The 17440-nt window shown below is 62.3% G+C and carries 15 protein-coding genes; 10 read left to right on the top strand and 5 right to left on the bottom strand.

The window, feature by feature from the left end; genetic code table 11:
* The first annotated feature begins 10 nt into the window (after window positions 1-10).
* Entirely contained in the window at window positions 11-691 is a 681-nt protein-coding gene (gene yjjG / locus HKD46_RS11335; protein WP_052816263.1) for a pyrimidine 5'-nucleotidase, read from the top strand.
* Between the two features lie 70 nt (window positions 692-761).
* Here the strand turns inward: yjjG and HKD46_RS11340 are convergent, their stop codons facing one another.
* From HKD46_RS11340 to elyC, 4 genes are all read right to left on the bottom strand, one after another.
* Window positions 762-2018 carry an amidohydrolase gene (locus tag HKD46_RS11340; protein ID WP_052816261.1) on the bottom strand — a complete coding sequence of 419 codons (1257 nt, stop codon included), beginning with the start codon at window positions 2016-2018 and terminating at the stop codon, window positions 762-764.
* Window positions 2019-3325: 1307 nt separating this feature from the next.
* Complete coding sequence (gene pfkA / locus HKD46_RS11345) at window positions 3326-4297, bottom strand: 6-phosphofructokinase (RefSeq protein ID WP_010674852.1); 972 nt, start codon at window positions 4295-4297, stop codon at window positions 3326-3328.
* Between the two features lie 143 nt (window positions 4298-4440).
* The gene (gene tpiA / locus HKD46_RS11350) at window positions 4441-5196 is read right to left on the bottom strand and encodes a triose-phosphate isomerase (RefSeq protein ID WP_161470635.1); all 756 of its coding nucleotides are present in this window, start codon (window positions 5194-5196) and stop codon (window positions 4441-4443) included.
* 135 nt (window positions 5197-5331) lie between these two features.
* Window positions 5332-6117 (bottom strand): envelope biogenesis factor ElyC, encoded by a 786-nt coding sequence (elyC, locus tag HKD46_RS11355; protein ID WP_042863923.1) that lies wholly within the window; start codon window positions 6115-6117, stop codon window positions 5332-5334.
* Window positions 6118-6245: 128 nt separating this feature from the next.
* Here elyC and cmoM point away from each other — a divergent pair, with 128 nt between their 5' ends.
* From cmoM to HKD46_RS11400, 9 genes are all read left to right on the top strand, one after another.
* Complete coding sequence (gene cmoM, locus HKD46_RS11360; protein ID WP_039040723.1) at window positions 6246-7022, top strand: tRNA uridine 5-oxyacetic acid(34) methyltransferase CmoM; 777 nt, start codon at window positions 6246-6248, stop codon at window positions 7020-7022.
* 114 nt (window positions 7023-7136) lie between these two features.
* A complete protein-coding gene (gene mukF, locus HKD46_RS11365; RefSeq protein ID WP_039040724.1) occupies window positions 7137-8456 on the top strand; it encodes a chromosome partition protein MukF in 1320 nt (439 codons plus the stop codon).
* The gene (gene mukE, locus HKD46_RS11370) at window positions 8437-9174 is read left to right on the top strand and encodes a chromosome partition protein MukE (protein ID WP_029314572.1); all 738 of its coding nucleotides are present in this window, start codon (window positions 8437-8439) and stop codon (window positions 9172-9174) included. Before mukF ends, mukE begins: the two co-directional genes overlap by 20 nt.
* Window positions 9175-9219: 45 nt before the next feature.
* Entirely contained in the window at window positions 9220-13647 is a 4428-nt protein-coding gene (gene mukB / locus HKD46_RS11375) for a chromosome partition protein MukB (RefSeq protein WP_104452958.1), read from the top strand.
* A 150-nt stretch (window positions 13648-13797) separates the two neighbouring features.
* Window positions 13798-14184 (top strand): septal ring lytic transglycosylase RlpA family protein, encoded by a 387-nt coding sequence (locus HKD46_RS11380; protein ID WP_052816256.1) that lies wholly within the window; start codon window positions 13798-13800, stop codon window positions 14182-14184.
* Between the two features lie 288 nt (window positions 14185-14472).
* Window positions 14473-14946 carry a cupin domain-containing protein gene (locus HKD46_RS11385; protein ID WP_052816254.1) on the top strand — a complete coding sequence of 158 codons (474 nt, stop codon included), beginning with the start codon at window positions 14473-14475 and terminating at the stop codon, window positions 14944-14946.
* Between the two features lie 16 nt (window positions 14947-14962).
* On the top strand, window positions 14963-15448 hold the full coding sequence (locus HKD46_RS11390; RefSeq protein WP_049636016.1) for a GNAT family N-acetyltransferase: 486 nt from the start codon (window positions 14963-14965) through the stop codon (window positions 15446-15448).
* Between the two features lie 265 nt (window positions 15449-15713).
* A complete protein-coding gene (locus HKD46_RS11395) occupies window positions 15714-16022 on the top strand; it encodes a putative quinol monooxygenase (RefSeq protein ID WP_042879252.1) in 309 nt (102 codons plus the stop codon).
* A gap of 342 nt (window positions 16023-16364) precedes the next feature.
* Window positions 16365-16856 (top strand): histidine phosphatase family protein, encoded by a 492-nt coding sequence (locus tag HKD46_RS11400; RefSeq protein WP_052816250.1) that lies wholly within the window; start codon window positions 16365-16367, stop codon window positions 16854-16856.
* A 72-nt stretch (window positions 16857-16928) separates the two neighbouring features.
* On the opposite strand, the gene HKD46_RS11405 is transcribed toward HKD46_RS11400, so the two are convergent.
* Window positions 16929-17348: a hypothetical protein gene (locus HKD46_RS11405; RefSeq protein ID WP_227262768.1), complete on the bottom strand. Its 420-nt coding sequence runs from the start codon at window positions 17346-17348 to the stop codon at window positions 16929-16931.
* Between the last annotated feature and the right edge of the window lie 92 nt (window positions 17349-17440).

Below are 17440 nucleotides of genomic sequence, written 5' to 3' on the forward strand. Positions count from 1 at the left end.
AAGGACAAGCGTGAAACAAGCAAGCTATGACTGGGTGCTGTTCGATCTGGACGAAACCCTGCTCGATTTTCCGGTCGCCAGGGCGCTGGAGCGGACCCTGCAGATCTACGGCGTGGCGCCGACTCCCCCCAAGATGGCGGAGTACCATGCCCTCAACCAGCGGCTCTGGCAGCAGTACAACTCAGGGGAGATTGACGCCACCCACCTGCAGCAGACCCGTTTTTCGCTCTTTGCCGAGCAGGTCAACGTGGCGCCCATGGCGATGAACGAGACCTTCCTGCAGCAGATCATCGCCCTGAGCGTGCCGCTGGAGGGGGTGGAGGAGACCCTGCAGGCCCTGAAGCGCAAGGTCAGAATGGGGATCATCACCAACGGCTTCAGCCTGCCCCAGCGCGGGCGCCTCGACAAACTGGGCTGGAACAGCTGGTTTGAGCCTCTCGTTATCTCTGACGAGGTGCAAGTGACCAAGCCGGCGGCGGCCATCTTCCAGCATGCCCTGGCGCAGATGGGTCAGCCGAGCCCGGCGCGGGTGTTGATGGTGGGGGACAATCCCAAGACCGACATCGCCGGTGCCGCCGCCCAGGGGCTTGCCACCTGCTGGTACAACCCGGGACGGGAAACAGGTCCGTGCGAGGCGACCCACGAGATCCACCACTTCGCCCATCTCTGCGCGATTGTGCTGGGAGAGTAGGTCCCCATGTCCGCAAGGATGTAAAAAAACAAGGCAGCCCATGGGCTGCCTTGTTTGCATCCGGCGTCTGCTAGCGGCCGAGGCGGGCGAGCAGCCAGGCCTCCAGCAAGGCCACTCCGGGGGCCAGCACGGCTTCGTCGAAGTCGAACTCCGGATGATGGTGGGGGGCCGCGAGGTTGGCTCCCAGGATGAGATAGGCGGCCTCGCCGCCGTGCTGCTGTACCCGCTCGATGAGGAAACCGGCATCCTCGCTGGCCCCGAAGCGGCGGGTGTGGATGGTATCAAGGGAGATCCCCTGTGCGAGAGGCACGATTTCCTCGATGAGGGCTGGGCTGTTCTCGATGCCGATCGCTTCCCCCTGTTTGCGAATGTGGTAGGTCGCGCCCTGCATCAGGGCCGCCCCCTCCACAATCTGCTGCACCTGATTGAACATGTAGTCGTTGAGGGCCGGCGTCGCGCCACGGGTCTCCCCCATCAGGCGGGCATGGCCCGGGATGACGTTGCGTCCACTGCCGCCGTTGAGCTGCCCCACGTTGATGCGGGTCATGCCGTCCCGATGGCGGGGAATGCCGAGCATGGCGGTGGTGGCCATGCAGGCCGCCGCCAGGGCATTGTGGCCCGCGTTGGGCTCGAGCCCCGCATGGGCGGCTTGCCCCATGAACTCCACGTCGAATTTGGTTGAACAGAGAAACTCGGTGGGGTTGACCACCAGCTCACCACTGCTCGCGTGAATGCCGATGTGCAGTGCCAGCAGGGCGTCCACGTCGTCGAGCTGCCCCCCTGCCGCCAGCGCCTTGCCGCCTCGGCAGCCCTCTTCAGCCGGCTGGAAGAGGAGCTTGATGCGGCCAGTGAGGCGATCGGCGAGGGCCGCGATCCGCTCGGCCAGCACCAGCCCGATGGCGGTGTGGCCATCGTGGGCACAGGCGTGCATCCAGCCCGGGTTGGCGGAGTGCCAGCCTCCCTGGCCGGGCAGGTGTGACGCCTCCTGGCTCTCTTCGACCTCCACCGCATCGATATCGAAGCGAAACGCCAGGGTGGGGCCGGGCCGCCCGCTCTCCCAGAGTCCCATCACGCCGGTGAGTGCGTCGATCCGCGTCAGCCACTCCGGATGCGCCCCCTGGTGCAGGGCACGGGCCTTCTGGGCCTCGACGTCTATTTCCCGTCCCATGATGAGGGTGCTGGCGAGCAGTTGATCCCCCAGCATGATGGAGAAACCGAGTTCACTGAGGTGTTGGGCGATGAGGGTGGTGGTGCGAAATTCACACCAGGCGGCTTCGGGGTGACGATGAAGGTCGCGGCGCCAGTGGCGCAAGGCATCCTGAGTCATGGTGGTTCCTGCGTGGCAAATCCAGCGGCCATTGTGACGGGCAGGGGGGCAAGAGTAAATCCCGCAGGGGGAGATGCGACAAGGGGAGCCCGGGCTCCCCTTGAAAGATGGCATGGATGTCGACGAGGTCGTTTTGTGTGCGCAGATCGCACTCAATGATGGCTTGGCATCATCCTTTGCCAGAGCACGTCAAAAACCCATGTTGCAGTCTGTTTTTTGAACCGCCCTTCTGGTGCAGAGGTGGCAGATGGCTGATTGACCGACTTAGAGCTGTGCCAGCGACGGCATGGAGACGGCAACCAGAGTGAAAAACACGGTGAAAACGGCGGTAACTACGAACTCTTTCATGATTTTATCTCCCTTGGTTGGCTCATGATGGAACCAAGATACCACAACAGAACGATAAAACAACGAAAAATGTAATTATGAGGCAAAAATGGTTTGGTGGTGAAATATGGCCGCATTTTCCCAAGTTTAAGGGCGTTTTTTGTCCTGGGAAGGGTTTCATAGTGATATCAGTGAAAGCGGATACATATAAAGTCTTTAAATACATTGAGTTATGTTGTTCTTGTGGCTTTCTTCTTGGTGGCTCCAATTGGGTTTTTTGTGGTGATCTCCATTTTTCATCAGCAAAATGGCCTGCGGGATGCGCCGATTGATGTCGTCCTAGGGAGGTTGGTGGTTGTCAGCCAGGTTTTGTCATCCCATGTCATGTTTTCTCACAACTTGTTTCCCAACCCCAGTCTGCAAGGCTGTTGCCAGCCAGGGTTATCCGATGAAGGCTCAATTTTCTGCTCATCCCAAACAGGATGGGAGCAAAAAGAGTACGAAAAAACGACAAAACGGCCGCCAAAGGAGCATGGAAGGAAAGGGGGAAGGCGGGAAAATGGAGGTTCGATCTTCATGGGGCCTTGGGTGGTCGGAAGCCCCGTTTTTCGCTGTTTTCTTGGGGGGACGAGCCACTGGGCCCGCGCGCAGGGGAAGCGGGAGAGATCGTCGGCCCACCCGGGTGGCTATATGGCGCCAGTGTGATGGGATGAAGGGCAGGGGAGGCCTGGCGCAGGGCCGTGGCACTGCGGCACCAAGGCCTTTATCCAGACCCGTCGCGAACAAGGTGAGCAAGCAGAAAAGCGGGGGAAAGAAGTAAAGGAGAAGGTCGTGGGGTCAGAGGCTCAGGGCCGCCGGGCAAGGGGTAAGACATGGCGACAGTGGCCAGTGGATAGTCGGGCCCCCGCAGGGGGAGGAGGGGGTGAGGAGCCCGCATAAAAAAACCCTCCAGAGGAGGGTTTTTTGTCAGACCACAGCCCTTAGAACAGGGTGGTGGAGAGATCGTACAGCTCCTGGTTGAACGGGCGCTTCAGGTTCTCGATGCAGTCGATGATGTCGTGGTGCACCATCTCGTTGCCCTGAATGCCGACGCAGCGGCCACCCTGGCCCGCCAGCAGTTGCTCGACGGCGAAGGCACCCATGCGGCTGGACATGATACGGTCACGGGCAGTGGGAGAACCGCCACGCTGGATGTGACCCAGGATGGTGGCGCGGGTTTCGCGGCCGGTCATGGCCTCGATGTCTTTTGCCAGGGCGTTGACGTCGGTGACGTGCTCGCAGATGGTGATGATGGCGTGCTTCTTGCCCTTGGCTTCCCCTTCCTTGATCTGTTGCAGCAGCTTCTCCTTGTCGAAGGCCACTTCCGGCACGATCACGTACTCGGCACCACCGGCAACAGCGGCAGACATGGCCAGATCGCCGCAGTGGCGGCCCATGATCTCGACCACGGAGATGCGGTGGTGGGAGCTGCAGGTGTCGCGCAGGCGGTCGATGGCGTCCACGACCACGTTCAGAGCGGTGTCAAAGCCGATGGTGAAGTCGGTACCGGCGATATCGTTGTCGATGGTGCCCGGCAGGCCGATGCAGGGGAAGCCCTCTTCGGTCAGCTTCTTGGCACCCATGTAGGAGCCGTCACCGCCGATGACCACTAGGGCGTCGATGCCGTGTTTCTTCAGGTTTTCGACCGCTTCGGCACGGACTTTCGGATCCTTGAAGGCGGGGAAACGGGCGGAGCCCAGGAAAGTACCGCCACGGTTCACGACGTCGGAGACGCTGTGACGCTCGAGCTTGACGATACGGTCCTGGTGCAGACCGAGGTAGCCATCATAGATGCCGTAAACTTCCAGGCCATGATGCAGACCGGCGCGCACCACGGCGCGGATGGCTGCGTTCATACCCGGTGCGTCACCACCACTGGTCAAAACACCAATACGTTTGATTTGTTTGGTCATGAGTGCCTCTGGATCTGAGTTGTCGAAAATCAAGATTCTGAAAAATACGGCTGGCCGCTTTTACTATATCGGCTTTCCTATGGCGAGAGGGTCCATAGGAAAGCGATATGCAAAGAGGGGCGGGGCCCCTCTTTGCTTGGCGCTTACTTGGCGGCGCCAGCGATGATCTGGGAGAAGTCGTCCACTTTCAGGGACGCGCCACCCACCAAGCCACCGTCGATGTCCGGCTGGCCGAACAGGTCGGCAGCGGTGGCGCCAGTCACGGAGCCGCCGTACAGGATCTGTACCTTGGCAGCCACGGCTGCATCAAAACCGGCCAGGTATTGACGGATGTGAGCATGCACGGATTGTGCGATCTCCGGGGTGGCGGTCTTGCCGGTGCCGATGGCCCATACCGGCTCGTAAGCGATGACGGCGTTCTCGAAGGAGGCGATGCCGCAGCGATCGATCACGGCCTTGAGCTGGGTCTCGACCACCTGGTTGGTGGTACCGGCTTCGAACTGGGCCAGGGTTTCACCGATGCACAGCACGGGGATCAGGCCGCCCTTCTGGATGGCTTCGTACTTGGCAGCCACCACGTCGTCGGTCTCTGCGTGCAGGGTACGACGCTCGCTGTGGCCGACCAGGGAGTAGGTGCAGCCGAAGGCTTTGAGCATGGAGGGGGCGTTTTCGCCGGTGAAGGCGCCGGACTCGTGAACGTCGGCGTTCTGGGCACCGTAGGCGATCTTGCTGCCAGCGGTCAGCTGTTCAACCAGACCCAAAAAGATAACCGGCGGGAAGACGGCCACTTGCACGGAAGGATGAGCGGCAGCGGCCGGGGTCAGTCCTTTGATCAGGGCTTCTACAGAAGCCTTGGTGCCGTTCAGTTTCCAGTTACCCATTACCAGGTGCTGTCTCATCTTCTATATCTCCTAGGCATTTGATTGCGCAACATTATATGAATTGAACCGAGCCCAAGATAGCTGACCCGGCGGCAAATGACGTAATTTTTTTTCGCTTTCCTGATCCAAATCAGGAATGCAAGGCGCGATTGCTCACTCGGTGACCTGCCCACGCAAACGGGCCCACCATACCCCAATCCACTCGTGAATGGCAGCCTCGGAATACATCAGATAACGCCCCTTGGGGAGGTAGCTGTAGAGGGGTTGTGGCTCCTGACTCTGCTTGGCGGTGTAATCGGTGGGAGCCGGCACCGCATCGAGTCCCTGACTGCGATAGAGGGCCATGGCCCGGGGCAGGTGGGTGGCCGAACTCACCAGCGCCACCCGCTTGCCGTTGAGGTGGGCGGCGATGCTGACCGCCTCGTCATGGGTGTCTTTGTTGTTTTCAAACAACGTCATGCGCGCACGCGGGATGCCAAGGCTTGCCGCCATGCGGGCGTTGACCTCGGCGTTCGACAGGGGATCCCCGGCCACGGCACCGGAGAAGACCAGCTCGGCCTCTGGATAGGCCAGGGCCAGGCGAACCCCTTCCAGGGTGCGCGCCAGGGAGATGTTGTTTTGCCAGGCGCGCTCTGGGATGGCCGGATCGCTCACATGACCGTTGCCCAGCACGACGATGGCCTGGATGTCAGGATGCTGGCTCACCTCGAAGGGGGGATAGGTCTGCTCCAGGCTGCGGGCCAGCTCGTAGCTCACCGGCCGCGTCCCCATCAGGGCAATGATCACCAAGGAGAGGGTCGCCAGCAGTCTGCCGCTTTTTTGAAAGCGGGTGAACCAGAGCAGCACGAGCGCCAGCACTAACAAGGAGAGAGAAAAGGGGAGCGGCATCAGCAGATGGCCCAGCCATTTCTTGATGACAAAGAAGTTGAGCTCGAACACGACAGACACGTCCTTGAGTTTTCAGCAAATTCGGGATGTGACAGAATACCCCTCTTTTTTCCTGTGGCCCAATCCTGTGTGGTTCCTCCTGCGGCCCTCATGGCGGGGCGGTCGAAGATGAGTGTGTCTTGAAGCAAGATCAGAGTTTTGACGGGCGCGCGGACAAGTTCGCTCGCAACATTTACGACTCCACCAAGGGGCGCATTCGCACCACCATTGTCTGGAGTGACATCGAAGCCTGCCTGGCGCGCCTGGGCAACCGGCCGCTGCGCATCCTGGATGCCGGCGGCGGCTTTGGCTACTTCGCCCAGAAACTGGCGGCCATGGGCCATCAGGTGGAGCTGTGCGATTTGTCGGCAGAAATGCTGGATCTGGCCCGGGAGCAGATCGCCCAGAAGGGCTTGGAAGACAGAATTCGTCTCATCCATTGCCCCATTCAGGATCTCAAGCACCAGGTGACCGGCACCTTCGATCTGGTGCTCTGTCACGCGGTACTGGAGTGGCTCGCCGAGCCGCGCCAGACCTTGCTGGGTCTGTTCCCTTTCGTCAAGGCAGGGGGCATACTGTCGCTGCTTTTTTACAATCGTCACGGCCTCCTGTTCCAGAGCCTGGTGGTGGGTAATTTCGACTATGTGCGCCTGGGCCTTCGCAAGAAACGCCAGACAGCCCTGACACCCACCAATCCCCAGTTGCCGGAGCAGGTCTATGACTGGATAGGCCGGGGGGGATTGCGAATCATCGGCAAGACCGGGGTGCGCGTCATCCACGACTACATGCGCCACAAGCAGGATCAGGTCGAGAAGTTCGAGGACCTGCTGGCCATGGAGCAGCAATATTGCCGCCAGGAGCCCTTTGTTTCCCTGGGGCGCTACATCCATGTGATGGCCCAGAAACCGGCCGGTTGAGACACACCGGGGTGAATACGATGCGGGATCCAGCCGCCGGGGCGCCACCGACCCCGGCCTATATCACCACGGCGGGCGAAGACCTGCCGACTATAACAACGAGATGATAACGTCATGATGAGTACATCCCGTACCCTGCCAGAGACGGTGGGATGGGTCAGACAGGAGGGGTTGGCGCTGAACCTCCCCACCGACAGGCTGGCCTTTCTGATAGCGATCAAGACGCTCTCCGAGGACGAGTCTGATCTCTCTGAGGCCGCGCTGCACGATGCCTTTGGCTATGTCAGCAGTGCCTTCGGCCAGATGGACGAGACCCTCACCGGTCGCGCCAACAACGCCATCAACGATCTCATTCGTCAGCAACTGCTGTCGCGTTTCACCACCGACATGGTGGCGGGGGAGAGCCTCTACCGCCTGTCGCGCCTTGGCATGAGCATCGTCGATTTCTTCATGGATCAGCGCCAGGTGGACTCCATCAAGCTCTCCATCCTGCTCGAGCACCTGGCGGCCGAGCTCGACACCGCCCGCAAGGCGGCGCTCGAGACCAACACCCGGGAGCAGTGGGACGCCGAGGTGCTGCCGCGTCTCTCCTTCTCCCTGGAAGAGACGCTCGGGCGCATCGATCTCACCCAGCGCGCCATGGACGAGCAGCAAAACCAGGTCAAGAGCGAGATCGCGGCCCTGCTGACCCAGAACTGGGTCGATGCCATCCACAGCTGCGAGAAGCTCCTGCACGAGACCGGCCAGACCCTGCGCGAGTTGCAGGACACCCTGGACGCCGCCGGCCACCGCCTGCAGGCGGGGCTGCTCAACATTCAGGAAGCGGCCCAGGGGCGCGATGATCTGTTCCACGTCGAGGAGCTGACCCACGCCCTGCAGGGGCGTCTGGATGTCATCACCGCCTGGGGCCAGCAGTGCATCGAGCTCTGGTCCCGTTATGACAGGCACGTCCACAAGTTCATCCGCAACGCCATCGACATGGACAAGAACCGCGCCTTCAGCCAGCGGCTGCGGGAATCCATCCGCAACTTCGAGCAGCACAGCTGGTTGTTGCGGGTGGCCGAAGAGCCCCGTTTGCTGGAGCTGCGGGATGAAACCATCGCCATCCACGACGAGGAGGTGACCGGCGAGGTGCCCCTCGAGATGGAGTACGTAGAGATGGTGGACATCAACCAGGAGCTGGCGGAGCGCATCGAGCGCTACCTGGCCCGCTATCCGGAGCAGGGAGATCGGCTGGATCTTGCCGACGTGCTGCGGGAATACCTGCTGGACTACCCGGCCCATGCCCACTTCGACGTGGCGCGCCTCCTGATCGATCAGGCCGTGCGTCTCGGCCATGCCAGCGGTGAGCGCGAGCACCACCGCCAACCCGCATGGAAACCCATCAACCAAGCTGGATCCAAGGTTCAGGCCTATGTCATCGATCAATACTGAATTCCCCTTGCCCCTGCGCCTCGCAGAGGCCATCGCCAACCCCTTGTTTCCGCGCATCGACACCGCCCTGCGCTCCGGTCGCCACATCAGTGCCGACGAATTCGAGCAGCACTCTGCCCTGGTGGAGTACCACCAGGAGCTGGAGATCTTCTACGGCCGCTATCAGGTGGAACTCATCAAGGCGCCGGAAGGCTTCTTCTACCTGCGTCCGCGCCCGAGCGCCGACATCGGTACAACAGTGTTATCTGAGCTCGATATGCTGGTGGGCAAGGTGCTCTGCTACCTGTTCCTGAGCCCGGACAGGCTCGCCTCTGAAGGGGTGTTCGCCATGGGAGAGCTGCAAGAAGAGGTGCTGAGTCTGGCGGACGAGAAGCAACTGCTGCGCATGGTCAACAGCCGCTCCGGCGGCACGGATCTGGACAAGAAGAAGCTCCTCGAGAAAATCCGCACCTCCATGCGTCGCCTCAAGCGCCTCGGGATGATCACCCCCCTTGGCAACAGCGACAAATTCCGGGTCAACGAGTCCGTGTTCCGCTTCGCCGCCGATGTGCGCTCCGACGAGGATCCCCGCGCGGTGCAACTGCGGATGATCCAGGAAGGGGAGGCCATTTTCCACGACGACGAGATGCCGAGCAGCGATTCCCTGTTCGAGGATATCGAAGAGGATCTGGACGAAGAGCAGCTGGAGCTGGAGGTGGAAGATGATCTGCAACGTTAATGTGCCGGCACTGATGGTGTCTGCCGGTTTGATGGAGAGTGTGGCGTGAGAGGCAAATTCAAATCCCTGACCATGGTCAACTGGAACGGCTTCTTTGCCCGCACCTTCGATCTCGACCAGCTGGTCACGACCCTGTCCGGCGGTAACGGCGCGGGCAAGTCCACCACCATGGCGGCCTTTATCGCGGCCCTCATTCCCGACCAGTCACTGCTCCATTTCCGTAACACCACGGAGGCGGGCTCCTCCAGCGCGTCCCGCGACAAGGGGCTCTACGGCAAGCTGCAGCGTGGCCACTGCTATTCGCTGCTGGAAGTGATGAACAGCCGCGAGCAGCGGATCTGGGTCGGTGTGCACCTCGAACAGGTGGCCAACCGTGACAACAAGGTCAACATCACTCCGTTCGCCCTGGTGGATGTGCCCGAACACCTGGCGCCCACGGATCTGCTGCTGGAGAAGCTCGACGACGGCAAGGGTCGGGTACGTGCCTTCGCTGATCTGAAGGGGGCGGCAGCGGAGCTCGGCGCCATCAAGGTCGCCAAGTTCAATACGGTGACCGATTATCACAACTTCATGTTCGAGTTCGGCATCACCCCGAAGAAACTGCGGGATCAAAAGGATCGCGGCAAGTTCTATCGCCTGATCGAAGCTTCCCTCTACGGCGGTATCTCGTCTTCCATCAGCCGCTCCTTGCGTGAATACCTGCTGCCGGAGAACTCCGGGGTACGCAAGGCGTTCCAGGACATGGAGGCGGCCATCTACGAGAACCGCCGCACCCTGGAAGCCATCAAGGAGACCCAAGGTCAGCGGGATCTCTTCAAGAACCTGATCACCGAGACCACCCACTATGTGGCCGCGGAGTATGTGCGGGGCGCCGCCGAGAAGAGCCGTCTCTCCGAGCTGGCCCTCAAGGCACGCTCTGAGCTCGCCGGCAAACGCCGTCTGCTGGCCGAGGAGAAGCAGCGCGCCATCTATCTGGCGGACGAGGTGGATCAGCTCACCAACCGCGAGAAGCTCCTGACCGACGAGCTGGAGTCCGCCGCCGAGCACCTGGCCAAGGTGATGGCGGCCGTGGCCCTGCAAAAGAAGATTGCCCTCTATCGCGCCGATCTGGCGGAGCTCAACGACAAGCTCGAGCAGCAGCAGGCGGTGGTGGAAGAGATCCACGGCCAGTTGCTGGAAGTGGAGGAGCGCAAGGAGCTGGCCCAGGCAGAGGTGGACAGCCTCAAGACCCAGCTGGCCGACTACCAGCAGGCGCTCGATATCCAGCAGACCCGCGCCATCCAGTACCGTCAGGCGGTGCAGGCCCTGGAAAACGCCCGCGAGCAGTGCGAACTGCCGGGGCTCGAGCCTGCGCAGGCGAGCGACACCCTGCACCAGTTCCGCGCAGCCGAGCAGAGCCTCACCAGCCGGGTGCTGGGGGCCGAGCAGCAGCTGGCGCTGGCCAAGGCGGCGGTGGCCGAACACGAAGCGGCGCTGACGCTGCTGCTCAGCATCGCACCCGAGACAGTGCGCGAGGCTGCCTGGCCCACCGCGCAGGCGCTGCTCAAGCGCCACATCGAAGACAAGGCCCGCATTGCCCAGGGGCAGGGTCTGCGCGCCGCGCTGGCTCGCCTCGAGAAAGAGAGCGAAAGCCAGAAGACGCTCTTGCGGCTGCGAGACGAGCTGGCCCAGGCGTCTGGTCAGCACATTGCTAGCCAGGACGAGCTGGAGATCTTCCTCGAAGCCCAGCGCACCCGCCAGGAGGAGCTCTCCGAGCAGCAGGCAGAGGCCAATCAGCGCCGCGCCAGCCTCGAGCATCAGGGTACTCAGCTGGGTCGCGATATCGCGGAGCTGACCAAGCTGGCCCCGCGCTGGCTCAAATCCTTTGAAAAACTCGAGCAACTGCGCGAGCAGAGTGGCTTGGCCTTGGCCACCGCCGAAGAACTCTCTTCCGGCATGCAGAGCGTGCTCGACAAGGAGCGGGAGTTCGAGCAGGAGAGCAACCGCATTCAGGGCCAGAAACAGGCGCTGGAGATGCAAATTCGCAACCTGCAGCTGGGTGCCGGCGAGGCGGATCCGCGTCTTGCCCGCATCGCCGAGCAGGTGGGGGGCGTGCTGCTCTCGGACGTCTATGACGACATCTCCATCGATGATGCCCCTTACTACTCCGCGCTCTACGGCCCGGCTCGCAGCGCCCTGGTGGTGCTCGACCTCGAAGGCGCCATCGAGCGGCTGAAAAAGCTGGAAGATTGCCCGGAAGATATCTACCTCATCCAGGGCAACCCCGACTCCTTTGACGAGGATCTGGTGGAAGCTGATGAGCTGGGGGACGCCGTGCTGGTGCGCACCAGCAAACGTCAGGTGCGCTTCTCCCGCTACCCCGAGCTGCCGCTGTTTGGCCGCGCCGCCCGGGAAAAACGGATCGAGCAGCTCGATCTTGAGCGGGAAAACCTCATCGAGGGCTACGCCAAGGCCGCCTTCGAGCAGCAGAAGTACCACCGTCTCTACGGCCACTTCCGCGACTTTATCGGCCAGCATCTGGATATCGCCTTCCGCCCGGACCCCGAAGCCGAGGTGCAGGCCAAGCAGCACGAGCAGCGCAAGCTGCAAGAAACCATCGCCGAGTGCGACAAGCAGCTGAGTGATGCCAAAGCCGCCGCCGCCCAGCTGACCCGCCATATCCAGCTGGTGCAGGGGATGCTGCCCTTTGCCCACCTGTTTGCCGAGGCAGACCTGGCGGCCCGCCTCGAGGCGGCTCACGCCGATGTGGAGGCCCTTAAAACAGCCGAAGCCTTTATCGCCAGGCACGGCAAGGCGCTGGAAAAACTGGAAACCATGGTGCAGGTGCTGCGCCAGGATCCCCAGGATCTGGCGGCCCTGCAGGCGGCCTTTGACGAGGTGAGCGACCTGCTGGCCGAGCAGAAGCGCCGTTGCTACGCCCTCGATCAGCTGGTGGCCCGTTTGCCGCACTTTGCCTATCAGGATGCGCAAGATCTGCTGGGCAAGGCCTCCGAGATGAGCGAGCGACTCAAAGAGAAGCTCAAGGCGGCAGAGCTTGCCGCCCGCACCGCCGGTGAGCAGCACAAGCAGATCACCCAGCGCCACACCGAGGCGCTGCAACTGCGCACGGCGCTCGATTCCAGCGCCTCGGCCAAGGGGCAGACCCTGGCGGAGTTCGAGCAGGAGCTGGCGGCCATGGGGCTGACCCTGTCGGATGACATGGAAGAGAAGGCCCGTGCCCACAAGAAAGAGATTGAAGAGCTGCTTATCCGCACCCGGACCCGCCGCACCAGCGCCGAGGCCCAGTTGCAGGTGTGCAAGCGCGAAATCGAGTCCCTTGGCGGTCGTCTCAAGCTCGAAGGCAAGGATTACTACAGCGCCCGCAAATCCCTGGTGGGTCACAAGGCGAGCTGGTCGCGGGTGGTGCGTCTGGCACGGGAGACCGACGTCGAGAAGCGTCTGAACAAGCGCGAGCTGGCGTACCTCGACAGCGACGAGCTGCGCTCCATGTCGGACAAGGCCCTCGGCGCCCTGCGGGTGGCGGTGGCCCACGACGAGGCCCTGCGCGATGCGCTGCGTCTGTCGGAAGGCAACCGCAGCACCGAGCAGAAGGTCGCCTTCTATGTGCAGGTCTACCGTTACCTGAAAGATCGCATCCGCAACGACATCATCCGCTCGGACGATCCGGTGGAAGCCATCGAGGAGATGGAGATCGAGCTGGCGCGCCTCGCCGACGAGCTCAAGCAGCGGGAAACCCATCTGTCCCTCTCCTCCCACGAGGTGGCGGCCAAGATCACCAACATCATCCGCCGGGAGCAGAACCGCATCCGGGTATTGAACCAGGGCCTGCAGAACATCGCCTTCGGTCTGGTGCGCGGGGTGCGTCTCAACGTCAATATCCGCGAGGCCCACACTCGCCTCCTGACCGCACTCGCCGATCAGAGCGCCATGCACAACGATCTTTTCGCCGACAAGGAGCTCAGCTTCTCCGAGGCCATGGCCAAGCTCTTCCAGCGTCTCAACCCGCAGGTGGAGCAGGGGGAGCGCAACTATCAGGTGATGGGGGACGTGCTGCTCGACTATCGCAACTACCTGGAGCTGGAGATCGAGGTGCAGCGCGGTGCTGACGGCTGGCTGCGGGCCGAGAGCGGCGCCCTCTCCACCGGCGAGGCGATCGGCACCGGTCAGGCCATCCTCTTGATGGTGCTCATCAGCTGGGAGGAGGAGTCCCGCCGTCTGCGCGGCAAGGACATCGCTCCCTGCCGCCTGTTGTTCCTGGACGAAGCGGCACGGCTTGATGGCAAATCCATCGCCACCCTGTTCGAGCTGTGCGAGCGGCAGGACATGCAGCTCCTCATCGCGGCGCCGGAGAACATCAGCCCCGAGAAGGGCACCACCTACAAGCTCATCCGCAAGGTGCAGGGCAAGCACGAGCATGTGCATGTAGTGGGGCTGCGCGGCTTTGGCTTCGCCGACGACAAGCTCATCGCCTGACATCTTCCCCTGACAGGGGCTGACGGAGCGATACGCAAAACGGGAGGCTTGGGCCTCCCGTTTTCCATGGGAAATGTGAGAGAGTAGGCCCCTGTTAACGGAAGCCTGACTGGCGATGCTGGTCGCTCTGTCCCATCGAGGAAGCAACGCATGACGACGCGACAAAAAGGGCTGCTGGCCTCTCTGTGCCTGCTGCTGGCCGCCTGCAGCAGCCACCCTGATGCAGGCAGTGCGGGCAACTGGCGAGGCTATACCCAGACGGGGCTTGCCTCCTATTACGCCGATCGCTACCACAACAAGCGCACCGCCAGCGGGGAGCCTTACCAGCGCCACGCCAACACCGCCGCCCACATGACACTGCCCTTTGGCGCCCTGGTGAGGGTCACCAACCTCGCCAACGACAAGAGCGTGGTGGTGCGGGTCAACGACAGGGGCAATTTCCCCCGCGGGCGCATCATCGATCTCTCCAGGGCGGCGTTCAGCGCCATCGGCAATCCCCGATCCGGGCTTATCAAGGTCAGGATTGAGGTGCTCTAGTCACCGGGTCTGCATGTGCCGGTGCCCCTCCATACCCGGGCCGCTGGAAGAGGGCATTTCCCGGTGATCGCGGGCCATCTTCTTCATTCCATTGGTGAGGTCGCCAACGCGACTTCCCATTTTCCGGTGTGCCATTAAGATAGCCAAACGAAAAACAGGGTGTCTTTGCCATCTGGCGGCAACCGGGCATGGCATGGTGTGTGAGACACCCTTTCAACCCCCTGCCCATGTTTCGCCGCTAAGGCGCAGGCTATAAAGAGAGACGTCATTCACTGGGAGGATCAGAACATGGCTGACAAGCGTGCCATTCAGGCAACGGCCATCCCCGAGCACAAGGCAAAGTCCCTCTATCCGGAGCCCTTTGCCTCCCTGGTCAAGCACCGCACCCGGCGCAGGCTGGGGGATCATTTCGGCCTTGCCAATTTCGGGGTCAACCTGACGACCCTGGCACCGGGGGCCATCTCGGCGCTCAAGCACCATCACGGCCTGCAGGACGAGTTCGTCTATGTGCTCTCGGGCAATCCCACCCTGCGCCACGGGGAGGAGGAGTACCGGATGTCGCCGGGGGAGTGCATCGGCTTCAAGGGGGGCAGCGGCCTGGCCCACCAGTTGCTCAACCACGGTGAGGTGGACGCCGTCTATCTCGAGGTGGGGGACAGGCTGCCAGGGGACACCGTCGACTATCCCGACGACGATCTGGCCCTGGTACAGGGTGCCGATGGCGCCTGGTCAGCCAGACACAAGGATGGCACCCCCTACTAGGGTGCCTCTTCGGGCAATGAGAGAGACCTCCATGGTGTTCAGCCCCTTTTCTGCTGTCAGGGCAGAGGATTTTCTGCCGCTGCTCAACGACGAGACGCTGCGAAAGCACCTGATCCCTCACCCGCTTTTCGATGTGGCCGGGGTGCGCGACTGGATGGCGTACAAGCTGGGAGTCGACGCCCGGCCAGGTTGCCGCGTGCGCGCCATCTTCCTCGACGGCACCCTGGCGGGGTGGTGCGGTATCCAGCCCGATGACGAGGGGGTGGAGCTTGCCATCGTGCTCGCCAAGGCCGGCTGGGGAAGCGGCGTGGCGATTTTCAACGAGATGATGGGGTGGGCGAGGGAGCTTGGCCATCGGACGATACTCTTTCACTTGCTGGATACCCGCCCGCCTTATCTGTCCCTCGCCAGACGGGCCATCTGGGTGAGGAAAACGCGCCTGGGCGAACACCCTTTCACCACCTATTGCCTTGACGTTGAGCGCTGGTCTGCAGGCCCTTAGCCTGGACCAGGGGGCCGCAAGCCGTGCCGCCTCCTGGCGGGTCCCGTTGCCACCCTTTGCGCCATGATCCCTCCCGCTCGTTTGTTCCTCCGTGCACGGCGTGGTTATCCACCCCGTTGAACACAGTGTTCATTCTGCCCCCCTATATGGCCCCCACCGTCCTGCCTACACTGGGCAACGTCTGATGGGGGAGCATCCGGCAGTATAAATCGCTGTCCAGGTTGCACTCTCTGGCGTGTTGACGATGTACAACGGAGAAAACTGGATGAAAAAAGAGACAGACAAACTGGTATCGATCGCAGTGCTCAAGGCCCGTGACGGCATGGGAGAGCGCCTTCGCGATGCCCTGCTTACCTTGATTGACCCCACTCGCCAGGAGCCGGGCAACCTCGATTACGTGCTGTTCGAGTTGAAGGATGAACCCGGCACCTTCTACATGCGGGAAGCCTTCGTGAGTCAGGCCGCCCTGGATGCCCACTGTGAGACCGCGTATTTCCAGGCTTTCGCTCGCCAGGCGGACGAACTGCTGGCCGAACCCCTTCGGCTTGTCTTCATGGAAGAAGTGAGCCCCTGATCCTTGCCGCAGAGCCCGATGGTCCCCTCATCGGGCTTTTTGCCTTCAGCCTCGCTCCCGGCAATCGCATCTACCTGCTCGGCTGTGTGGCCATGGCCCTGAACCCCATCCTGATCAAGCGCTGCTACCGGGGGAGTCCTTCCTCCACCTGACCGGCTGGACCCTCATCTGCGCCACTGTGCTGCTCACCGGCATGCTGACCGGGGAGACAGTACACTGGGAACAGGTAGGCTGGGGGGTAGAAGGTGTGCTGCTGACCATGGTGCTCCTGCCCCTTCATGCTGGCAAACGGGGGGCTGTCTGAGGGGCCGCCTGTGGCCCTGATCAACCAGGGAGTGCGTCATGAGAAGAACCCTGATCCTGGTACGCCATGGCAAGTCGAGCTGGGAAGACGCGTCTTTGTCTGACCGCGCTCGTCCGCTGGCTGCGCGCGGGCTGCGCGATGCGCCCCTGATGGGGGCTCGTCTGGCGCACCTTGGGGTGAAGCCCGATCTCATCCTCTCGAGCCCCGCCTGCCGGGCCCTGACGACCGCCCGGCTGCTTGCCGGGGAGCTGGGTTATTCCCCGGACCGCATCGTCATCGACGAGGGCCTCTACGAGAGCGATGCCGGGACCCTTCTCGGGGTGGTGGGGGCGCTTTCAGATGATCTCGCCTGCGTACTGCTGGTGGGTCATGATCCTGCCTTCACCGACCTGGCTCATGGCTTTTCCTCCGGTATCACTCGCATGCCGACCTGTGCCGTCGCCCGCTTCATCTTCGACGCCCCCTCCTGGTCGGCGCTCCCGTCCTGCTCGCCGGTGGTGGCCGTGCTGGACTTCCCGAAGAAGAGGTAGGGGGGCGTCGGTTGCAGGCATGCAGAAACGACAAGGGGAGCCGCGGCTCCCCTTGTCGTGATGGTGACGGGGTCATTTGGCCGCGATGGGCCCCTTGGTGCCCGCATCGTTGTCGACCCAGCCATCTTCTCCCTTGAGGCGGCGATCCCCCTGGATGGTGTAGATGACCATGCCCTCCTTGAACACCAGGGCGCCGTCGGATTTCCTGGTACTGACCTGCTTGTCGTTGACCCACACCTGATCCTTGTCATCGATGCGGATGTTCGCGACCGTGGCGCCCGTCTCGGGGAAGGTGGCGACCCCGTTGCCGGCGTAGGGGCTGGCGCTGGCCGCTGCGGGGGCGGCGCCAAATCCGGCGGCGGCGTTCTCGGCCTTGCTCTTGTGAATATCGCAGCCCTGGGCTTCGGTCACCTGGGTGCAGCCGGAGCGTTCCAGCTGTTCGGCGTATTTGTGGTTGTTGACATCCTCCCCCACCTTAGCGCTTCGCGTCACAGGAGGGGGATTCCCATTACTGGGTGATAGCTGCTCGCGCAGTACCGGGTTCCTGCTTCATCGGGCGGCCTGATTGCACCACGCCTCCACAG

This window comes from Aeromonas sp. TW 6, from assembly GCF_013168745.1.
Lineage (GTDB): Bacteria > Pseudomonadota > Gammaproteobacteria > Enterobacterales > Aeromonadaceae > Aeromonas > Aeromonas caviae.